The organism is Hymenobacter sp. 5516J-16 (assembly GCF_022919335.1).
GTDB lineage: Bacteria > Bacteroidota > Bacteroidia > Cytophagales > Hymenobacteraceae > Hymenobacter > Hymenobacter sublimis.
The window spans coordinates 2448268-2457500 of sequence record NZ_CP095058.1 but is presented as its reverse complement, the minus strand read 5'-3'; the positions used below and the strand labels follow the sequence as shown (position 1 = coordinate 2457500).

7 protein-coding genes, 1 tRNA gene and 1 pseudogene are annotated in these 9233 nt (G+C 55.1%); 2 read left to right on the top strand and 7 right to left on the bottom strand.

Annotation, left to right across the window (positions count from 1 at the left end):
• Positions 1-243: 243 nt before the first annotated feature.
• The 6 genes from MUN84_RS12175 to MUN84_RS12150 form a co-directional block, all read right to left on the bottom strand.
• Positions 244-1002, bottom strand: a complete 759-nt coding sequence (locus tag MUN84_RS12175; protein WP_244694344.1) for a DUF4476 domain-containing protein — start codon at positions 1000-1002, stop codon at positions 244-246.
• A gap of 206 nt (positions 1003-1208) precedes the next feature.
• On the bottom strand, positions 1209-2048 hold the full coding sequence (locus MUN84_RS12170; RefSeq protein ID WP_244694343.1) for an OmpA family protein: 840 nt from the start codon (positions 2046-2048) through the stop codon (positions 1209-1211).
• A complete protein-coding gene (locus MUN84_RS12165) occupies positions 1961-3139 on the bottom strand; it encodes a hypothetical protein (protein WP_244694342.1) in 1179 nt (392 codons plus the stop codon). The genes MUN84_RS12170 and MUN84_RS12165 overlap by 88 nt, the downstream gene beginning before the upstream one ends.
• Before the next feature lie 95 nt (positions 3140-3234).
• Positions 3235-3732 carry a hypothetical protein gene (locus MUN84_RS12160; RefSeq protein WP_244694341.1) on the bottom strand — a complete coding sequence of 166 codons (498 nt, stop codon included), beginning with the start codon at positions 3730-3732 and terminating at the stop codon, positions 3235-3237.
• 143 nt (positions 3733-3875) lie between these two features.
• Positions 3876-4730 (bottom strand): (Fe-S)-binding protein, encoded by an 855-nt coding sequence (locus MUN84_RS12155; protein ID WP_410780101.1) that lies wholly within the window; start codon positions 4728-4730, stop codon positions 3876-3878.
• Positions 4731-4854: 124 nt separating this feature from the next.
• Complete coding sequence (locus tag MUN84_RS12150) at positions 4855-6246, bottom strand: 4Fe-4S dicluster domain-containing protein (protein ID WP_244694339.1); 1392 nt, start codon at positions 6244-6246, stop codon at positions 4855-4857.
• A gap of 177 nt (positions 6247-6423) precedes the next feature.
• Here MUN84_RS12150 and MUN84_RS12145 point away from each other — a divergent pair.
• Positions 6424-6496 (top strand) — tRNA-Phe (locus MUN84_RS12145).
• 54 nt (positions 6497-6550) lie between these two features.
• Here MUN84_RS12145 and MUN84_RS12140 read toward each other — a convergent pair.
• Positions 6551-6922, bottom strand: coding sequence for a hypothetical protein (locus MUN84_RS12140; protein WP_244694338.1), 372 nt, complete (start codon positions 6920-6922; stop codon positions 6551-6553).
• 347 nt (positions 6923-7269) lie between these two features.
• On the opposite strand from MUN84_RS12140, the pseudogene nagB reads away from it, so the two are divergent.
• Positions 7270-9227, top strand: a pseudogene (gene nagB, locus MUN84_RS12135) (glucosamine-6-phosphate deaminase).
• The last annotated feature ends 6 nt before the right edge of the window (positions 9228-9233 follow it).

The window sequence follows — 9233 nt, the reverse complement described above, 5'->3', positions numbered from 1 at the left end:
AGCCGCACCGCGTGTTCGCTCAGGCCCCACCGCGTTTCGGTTTGGGAGTGCAAAAGTGGCGCTTCGAATCTAGTTATCCAAACCCTGCCCACACTTTTTTCGTTTAAGCCCCCTCTTTTCAAACAAAGCTGTACTTAGACGACAGTTAAGCAAACACTTAGCGATTGAGAATTTGTTCCAACAGAATGCAAAAAGGCTTCTACCTAAAGTAGAAGCCTTTTAAAACAAGTTCAAGGCTGTTGTTCAGGGGCGATATGTGTCCACGTATTGCTGCACCTCCTTGATGCTGGACTGGTATTGCAGAGCCTCGTACACCCGGTAAAAGTTCTGGCGGTCAGCTACCCGAGTGTACATGTACTTAGCTAGTTCTATTCGATTACGATCAAATGTCATTGAAGCCACAAATCGACGAGCATCATCAGCGGGTATGCTGGCTTCACGTAAGGCTTCCCGGATAATAGCCAACTTATTATCGTCGAAAGATTGCCGTTGTACGGTCTGCCATAGTGCATCGACTTCTTGCGGAGCCATTACATAGGAGTCCGCGGAATACCCATCACTACCGCGAGGATACCTAGGCTCATTGCCATAGTCAGGTAGTGGAGTTGGTGGAGTGACAGGGGGATAATTGCCTCTAGGCCCGTTGCCATAGCCTCCGCGGGTGATAGGGAAGGCAGATACTTTCCTTAATACTGGCGGATACCCGTTACGGGCTACCAGCACAAAACTAGTTTCGAGGCCTCCATCTAAGAATACTTGCGTGCGATAGGCAATACTGCGGCCATATCCGGTGGGAATTAGAAACTCAGCTTGGTGGAAGCCTGGAGCAAGTCGGTCGAGGGAGATATGCTGGGCACCGACGCGGGTAAGAGCCCGGCCATCAAAAATCAGTTGAAATAGCATGCCGCGCTCCGCAGTAAAATTAGCATTGGCGGGAGCCGCCTGTGCGTAAGCAGCCAGCAGTAGGAACAGCACAGTACAGAATAGTAAAGTCTTTTTCATGGCAGTAGCAGTAAGCTGGTCCGAAGTGTAACCTGCTACTGCCAAAGCCAAGGATTATGCCAACTCTCCACTTATTATATATAGGAGTTGCCTAGTGCCTATTCAGATGTACCCTAGTAGTGCGTTTAGAGCACACTTGCTTAGCGTGAACACGAAAAAGCCCGAGTTACTACAGTAACTCGAGCTTTTATAGTTTTTTACCTTGTCTACTCAGCTATTCGGGTGACTTTGAATTCCGTCCGGCGGTTACGCTGGTAGTCTTCCTCTGTTTTCGCGCCTTTGACTACGGGTAAGGATTCGCCGTAGCCTTTAGCTGTAATACGGGATTTATCGATGCCTTTTGACACGATATATGCTACCGCTGACTCAGCCCGACGCTGGGAAAGAGCCAGGTTGTAGGCATCCTTACCACGGGAGTCAGTGTGGGAGCTCAGCTCAATGGTGATTTTAGGATTGTCGTTGAGGGTTTGCACTAGCTTGTCCAACTCCACTGCCGCGTCCGAACGAATATCTGCCTTGTCGTAGTCGTAGAAGATGTTGTCGACTACAATGGCTTTGTTTTTCACGATTTTCGTGAGCGTCAGGGTCACGGGCACTCGTACGTCGTTCATCAGATCTGGCAGGGCATCTTGGGCCGGCCGCTTGCCTATGGTGCTTAGCGTATTGCGGGCAGCAAAGTAACCCGGCCGATCAGCTATTAGGGAATAGCTAGCAGTAGCAGTGTCGAGCCGCATGCTGAACTTGCCATCGGCAGCAGTTGTCACTTCCTGTAATTTCTGCCCGTTGCTGCCGTATAGGGTTACGGTTTCGTTGGCAATAGGAGCTGTTTGCCCGGTTCGGTCGTTGCGCTCTACCAGCGTACCGTCGGCGTAGAAGGTTACGTACTTATATGGCCGCTCCCGAAACAAATAAAGGTCGTCGGAGCCTTTGCCACCAGCACGGTTTGAAGCGAATACGCCTACCCGCTGACCAGTGAAAAAGGGCGCGAAATCGTCGCCGTTACTGTTAATAGGTGCACCCAGGTTGGCAACTTTGCCTTTCTGCACCTTGAATATGTCGAGCTTACCAAAGCCGGGATGCCCGTCGGAGGAGAAATACAAGGTGCCGTCCGGAGCAATGGCGGGGAAGTTCTCGTTACCGGGCGTATTGATTTGGTCGCCCAGGTTTTCGGGAGAAGAAAAGCGGCCGGGGCTTTCCATAGTCGACTTATAAAGGTCGTTGCCGCCGAGGCCCCTTTGCGCGTGGAAGTGAAGTAAAGCGTTTGGCCATCGGGCGAGAAGACCGGCGAGAACTCATCGGCAGTGCTGCTGTTTACACCGCGCAGAATTTCGGGCTCACTCCATGCGCCGTTCTTATAGTAAGAAGCCCAGAGGTCAACGCTGAGGTAGCCTTTCTTGGACCCGTCGTTGGAGCGGGCGAATACCATCATCTTGCCATCGGGCGAGTAGGTTGCGCTGGCTTCATGACGGTCTTCGGAATTGAAGATGGACTCAAGCTTCCGAACCGTGCCGCCCGTAAGCTTCTGCTCATCTTCAAATTTGATGGCGTACAGGTCATTGAACCCTTCCCCATTGCCTTGGAACACTTTGCCCTCACGGCCAGAAGCAAATACCAGCTCCTTGGTTTCGGGCATGCGCGTGGCGCTGAACTCAGCTGCCGACGTGTTTATCTGATCCAGAGGAGTTACTTCATCATTGGTGCGCATGGCCAGCAAGGCCGTAGAGGCTCGGGCCGTACGGGCGGCTGCTTCCGCCTGCTCGGCTAGGGTGCGGTTGCTACCCGCCTGGGCGTAGGCCTCGAATTGGGTGGCTGCTTCCTCGGTTTTGCCGGAGGCCCGCAGGGCCTGCGCGTAGCGGAAACCTGCATCCGGGGCCTTGGCTTTGCCATCCAGCGCTGCCTTATAATATGGTTCAGCTAACTCAAGGCGGTTGGAAAGGCGGTAGGACTCGGCAATGCGGTAGTTCGATTGCGCGATGTTCCGGCCCTTGGTCACATCCTTTTTATATAAGGCAATAGCGGTTTCGTACTCGCCCTGGGTAAAGCGCTTATCGGCTTTGCTTACGCTGCCAGACGTGGCGCAGCCAGTAAGCAACGCGGCCGAAGTAGCTACGGCACCTAGTAGGATATAGGTTTTCATGAAGGACAGGAATGGGATGGGTACGATACCAAAACGAATAACGAACATTTTGGTGTCAAGTATATCAAGATACAACCAGTAGCGGGAAAATCCGCTTAGGAAACGACCGGCTGAAAGTAGCGTGCCAGCCAAGTAGAAGCTGCCGGCGCGGGCCAGGCCGCACGCAGCTGCCCTACCGTGCTAATAGTGTTATCGAAGTACAAGGTAGTAGCCTGTATAGTACCAGTGGCTACGGCCGAACGAAGCTCCCGACGATCCAGCAGCAGTAGCTGCTCTGACCCCAGAAACGCCAGCTTCGATTTATCTAGTAGCTGCAGGCCTAGTTCCTCCTCTATGCTACGCACAAAGCGTACGGAAGCATCAATGGAGCAGCCACTGGCGTCTGCTACGGCTTCATTGAGGCCAATTACTAAGAACTGGCGGTGCAGTATATCAGCTGATGCGGCTAGCGTGCGGCCGTGGCTGGTCCAATCGGCTGCAAACTGGCGCAGAGCGGGCTGTAGAGCCGTTAGTTCAGCGTCAGTAAACGGGCGGTTTGCTTGGTAAATCCAGAGGCGAGCCGAAGCAGGCAATTCATCAAACGGTACGTACATACTAAAATTCACAAGAGAACGACATCAGCAAACCGCTTAGCAACTGCTACGCTGCGTTGGGCTGGTATAGCTACAAAGAAACAGCCCGCCCGGAAGTTCCGGCGGGGCTGTGTTACTACGTGTCCGCAGGCACGAATAACTTTCTACGCATTAAGTCCTTCGGCCGAGGCAATTAGTTCGGCTAAGTCAAAGACCTGCACATCGGCTTCGCGCTCCTTGTTCTTTACGCCGTCTGCCATCATAGTCATGCAGAAGGGGCAGGCTACGGCAATAACGCTACCGCCGTGGTTAGAGCCCGCCGGCAGTGCTGGCGCTGTGCTTTCTGCGCCTTGCAGGTTGCGGAGCACTTCAGCGTTACCATCGAGCGTAGCTAAGGCTTCCTCCGCGCGCTCAACGTTTACATCCTTTTTGCCTGGTTCCGGCTCTTTCCACATCTGCGCCCCGCCAGCCCCGCAGCAGAGGCCATTGGTTTTGCAGCGCTTCATTTCCAGCAGGTCGGCGTCCAGCACTTCCAGTACAGCACGCGGGGCCTCGTAAATGTTGTTGGCCCGGCCTAGGTAGCAGGAATCATGGAAGGTAATGCGGCGCCCCTTGAACGACTCCCCTCCTTCGGCCGTGACCTTGCCTTCGTTGATAAGCTGCTGCAGGAAGGTGCTATGATGGATTACTTCGTACTCACCACCCAAGGCGGGGTACTCGTTTTTAATCGTGTTAAAGCAATGCGGGCAAGCCGTTACTACCTTCTTGATGCCGTAGCCATTGAGGGTAGTAATGTTCTGCATGGCCTGCATCTGGAACAGAAACTCGTTGCCGGCGCGCTTAGCCGGGTCGCCGGTGCAGGACTCTTCCATACCCAGCACGGCGTAGTTTACGCCCACATGTTCCAGAATGCGGACGAAAGCCCGCGTTACCCGCTTATATCGGTCATCGAAGGCACCGGCGCAGCCTACCCAGAACAATACTTCCGGAGTTTCGCCCCGGGCTGCCAGATCGGCCATCATCGGTACGTTGATTTGACGTTTTTCCATTAGAAACTAGAAGTGAGAAGCCAGGAGCTAGAAGCTACTACCGACTCTCAAAGGTAAATTGAAGGTAGAAAAGAGGGAAGCGTAGCACCATGCGTTAGCGCTGGGCTACCACAGCCTTATCGGTCACGAACAGATCATCGGCCCAGTTAAAGCGGTCGGAGGGCGAGAAGGCCCAAGGTGCACCGTTGTTCTCGATGTTGCTGAACATCACGTTCAGGGAGTTTGGGGCCGCCGACTCTTCCAGCACTAGGAAGCGGCGCATTTCCACGATGCTTTCCAAGGGGTTGATATTTACTGGGCAGGCTTCTACGCAGGCATTGCAGGTGGTGCAGGCCCATAACTCTTCGGGCGTCACGTAGCCGCGCAGCAGGGTGTGGTTTTCCTTATCCAGCTGTTCCTGCTCGCTGTGTTTAGCCTCTTTGCCGTACAGGTTCGGGCTAAAAATCAGGGGCGAATTGTACTTCTCCTCCACCCGGTCGCGGGTGTCCATGATGATCTTACGCGGGGAGAGCAGCTTGCCAGTGAGATTGGCGGGGCACACGGAAGTGCAGCGGCCGCACTCCGTGCAGGAATACGCGTTCAGCAGATTGGTCCAAGCCAGATCGTCCACGTCCTTGGCCCCGAAAGGGGTAGGCGCCGCCGCCGAGCCGTCGGGACCCACTGCGGGAGCCGGTACTTGATAACTGGGGTCCATCATGGCTTTTACCTCATGGGTGATGCTCTCTACATTCGAGAACTGTCCCTGCGGCACCAGGCGTGAAAAGTACACGTTGGGAAAGGCCATGATGATGTGGAAGTGCTTGGAGCTAGGTAGGTAGTTCAGGAAGAGCAGAATACCCACAATGTGTGCCCACCACCCAATGCGCTCCAGTACGTGCAGCGCGGCCGGACTATTGGGCAGCAAGCCAGTTAGGAACTGACTAACGGGGTAAGCGCCCGGCAGGTCCGCACCGTGTAGTTTTAGGTCGGCGGCATTCATCGTGAACAGAGCCGTCATGAGAATTACCTCGATGTAGAGAATAACGTCGGCATCGAGGCGGGGCCAGGCCCGCATTTCGGGACCCGTAAAGCGGCGGACGCCCTTCACGTTGCGGCGCCACCAAAAGGCTGCTACGGCCAGAATAACCAGAGCACCCAGCACCTCGTTGGTGGCGGTAAGTGCCGAGTACAGCGGGCCTAAGAACTGCAGAAAACGGTGAGTGCCGAAGATGCCATCTACCAGTATTTCAATGACTTCAATGTTAATAACAATGAAGCCGACGTAGACAATCAGGTGCAGAATGGCCGGCGTGAGCCGCTTGAACATCTTCTGCTGGCCAAAAGCTACGAGCAGCGTTTTCCACAGCCGCTCGTTCACATTGCCACTCATATCCCGGTCGCGCCCGACCAGAATATTGGCGCGAATCTTCCGCGCCTGCCAGAAGAACAGGCCGAAGCCCGCTACTGCTACCAGCAGGAAAAGAATGTTTTGAAAGGAAAAGTGCACGGGAATTGGGTAGGTTTGGGTTTAGGCCGAAATATACTCGTTATGCATAACAAATTATAGAATTTGCCTGCCTACTTTCCGGCTGAAATATTTTTTCAGATACGATTTGCAGGTTAAAAATGGTTTACTACTTTTGTGCTCCCCAACGGCTACAACGCCTCTGGGGACCTAAGAGCTGGTAATGTAGCTCAGTTGGTAGAGCACAGCACTGAAAATGCTGGTGTCGTTGGTTCGATTCCAATCATTACCACAGAAAACGCCCTTCATGCTACATGAAGGGCGTTTTTGTTTTTATTTCAGCCGCTTAGTTCCAGTAAGAAGCTGGCTTGTCCGTGGCTGGCCAACTCAGGGGCGCTCGGCCGCCGTGCTGCCGAAAAAACTCTTCTACCTGCAGCCGTAACCCGATTGGGTCGTCGGTTTCTAGCTCCGCTACAATATGGTCTGGGGCGGACAAATGACGCTCAGTGCTCAGCAGGTAGCCCGGCTCCTGCACCCAAGAGTAGGCATAAAGCCTCGCGCCATCGGAGGCAGCCGACTGATGCAGATAACGAACATCAGTAGCGGGAATGAACGAGGCCTCCAGAGCGCCCATTGGGTAATCCCAGGACCAGTAAAGCGAGAGACGAACGAACCCAAGCTGACACAGGTAGGCTTCTTTAAGGTCTGAGGCAAGCATAAAACACTAGCGCTAGCAACGGGCAAGATTACCCTAGCTACTAGCAGCAAGTTGCACCACAACCCAACGATGGAAAAGGACCAAACTGCAGTCGTTGTGACTTCGTTTTTGTCCGTCAGGTGGTCATGATATCGTTTGCTAGTCTTCCCTAGCGGTTATTACATGGCTGTTATTCTACTGTGTTTGTGACATCAGATAGAGTAAGAATTATGGCCTGCTCACTGGGTTTGGCAGTAGCCTCCCTCCCACTTTCAGCAAACAAATTGCCAGGGGCTAGGGGATTTTGTTCATTATGGCTATTCTTCCGGCGGATTCTGTACTCGCTGGCTTCACCTGTTTTTCTGACTATGGACACTGCCGCTCAGTTGCGGGCCGAGCGCCTGCCCACTACCATTTACGCTGACTCTGAACAGGCATCGGTAGCGGTGGCCCAGCAGATTGCCGCGCTAGTTCGGCAGAGGGCCGCCGAGGGGCGCATGTGCGTGCTAGGATTGGCAACTGGCTCCACCCCTACTCGCCTATATGAAGAGTTGGTGCGGCTGCACCAGCAAGAAGGGCTGAGCTTTCGGAACGTCATCAGCTTCAACCTCGATGAATATTACCCGATGGCTCCGGACTCCTTGCAGAGCTACGTGCGCTTTATGCGGGAGTACTTATTCGACCACTTGGACATACAGCCCGAGAACATCCACATCCCCGACGGAACGGTGCCACAGGAGCAGGTAGCGGAGTTCTGTCGGCGGTACGAGGAACAGATTCGCGCGGCGGGCGGCATCGACTTGCAAGTGCTGGGCATTGGTCGCACGGGGCACATTGGCTTTAACGAGCCCGGCTCGGGGCCACCTCCCGGACCCGCCTTATTACCCTCGACCACATTACCCGCACTGACGCCGCCTCTGACTTCTACGGGGAAGAAAACGTGCCCCGGCGTGCCATTACCATGGGGGTAGGCACCATTCTGGAAGCCCGCCATATTGTGCTGCTGGCCTGGGGCGAAGGCAAGGCGGCCGTGGTAAAACGGATGGTAGAAGGCGACCCGACGGACTCAGTGCCCGCCACCTACCTGCAGCAGCACCCCCACGTGCAGGTAGTGCTGGATGAGGCCGCCAGCGCCGAGTTGACCCGAGTAAAAACGCCGTGGCTGGTGGGTAGCGCCCTAAACTGGCAAGATGCTGCTACTGTGCGCAAAGCCGTAACGTGGCTGGCCCGCACCCTGCAAAAACCCATTCTGAAGCTTACAGACGAAGAGTACAACGAGAACGGCCTGTCCACTCTACTAGCAGAATCGGGGCTGGCGTATGACATCAACATTCGCGTGTTCCGGCAGCTGCAGCGCACCATTACGGGCTGGCCGGGCGGCAAACCCAACGCCGACGATACCGACCGGCCCGAGCGGGCTACCCCCTTCCCGAAGCGGGTACTTATCTTTTCGCCCCACCCCGACGACGACGTTATTTCCATGGGCGGCACGCTACTGCGGCTGGTAGACCAGGGCCATGAGGTGCACGTAGCGTATCAGACCTCGGGCAACATTGCCGTATTTGATGATGAGGCTATCCGGTTTGCGGAGTTCGTGGCTGACTACGACGAAGCCTTCCGGCTTGATGAGCAGCCGGCCGAAACGCTATACCGCCGGGTAGCCGATTTTCTGCACCAGAAACACCCTGGACAGGTAGACTCGGAAGAGGTGCAGCGGATTAAGGGCCTGATTCGGCGGGGCGAGGCCAAGAGTGCCTGCCGCTACGCCGGCGTCCCGGCTCAGAACGCGCACTTCCTGGATTTGCCTTTTTATGAAACCGGCCGAGTTCGTAAAAAGCCCATAGGAGAAGAAGACATTCGCCTGACCATCGACCTGCTCCAGCGTCTGCAACCCCAGCAGATTTACGCCGCCGGCGACCTTTCCGACCCGCACGGAACGCACCGAGTGTGCTTGGCTGCTATTTTTGAGGCCATCCGACGTCTGCAGGCAGCGGAAACGGCCTGGCTCTCCGACTGCCGGGTGTGGCTGTACCGCGGGGCCTGGCAGGAGTGGGACATCGACCAGATTGAAATGGCCGTTCCGCTTTCGCCCCAGGAGCTTACCCGCAAGCGTCGGGCTATTTTTAAGCACCAGTCGCAAAAAGACCGGCCGCTGTTTCCGGGAGCCGATCAGCGGGAATTCTGGCAGCGGGCCGAGGAGCGCAACCGCACCACCGCCCGACTCTACGACCAGTTGGGCTTGCCGGAATACGAGGCAATTGAAGCCTTTGTCCGTTGGAAGTTTGAGCTAATGCCTCATCAGGAACCGGAAAAGGGCAACAAGTAGAACCCA

What these genes read in the sequence shown, in the direction of transcription:
- MUN84_RS12160 (WP_244694341.1), bottom strand. Translation starts at nt 3,732, where the DNA reads ATGTACGTACCGTTTGATGAATTGCCTGCTTCGGCTCGCCTCTGGATT.
- MUN84_RS12175 (WP_244694344.1), bottom strand. Translation starts at nt 1,002, where the DNA reads ATGAAAAAGACTTTACTATTCTGTACTGTGCTGTTCCTACTGCTGGCT.
- MUN84_RS12165 (WP_244694342.1), bottom strand. Translation starts at nt 3,139, where the DNA reads ATGAAAACCTATATCCTACTAGGTGCCGTAGCTACTTCGGCCGCGTTG.
- MUN84_RS12155 (WP_410780101.1), bottom strand. Translation starts at nt 4,730, where the DNA reads ATGGCCGATCTGGCAGCCCGGGGCGAAACTCCGGAAGTATTGTTCTGG.
- MUN84_RS12140 (WP_244694338.1), bottom strand. Translation starts at nt 6,922, where the DNA reads ATGCTTGCCTCAGACCTTAAAGAAGCCTACCTGTGTCAGCTTGGGTTC.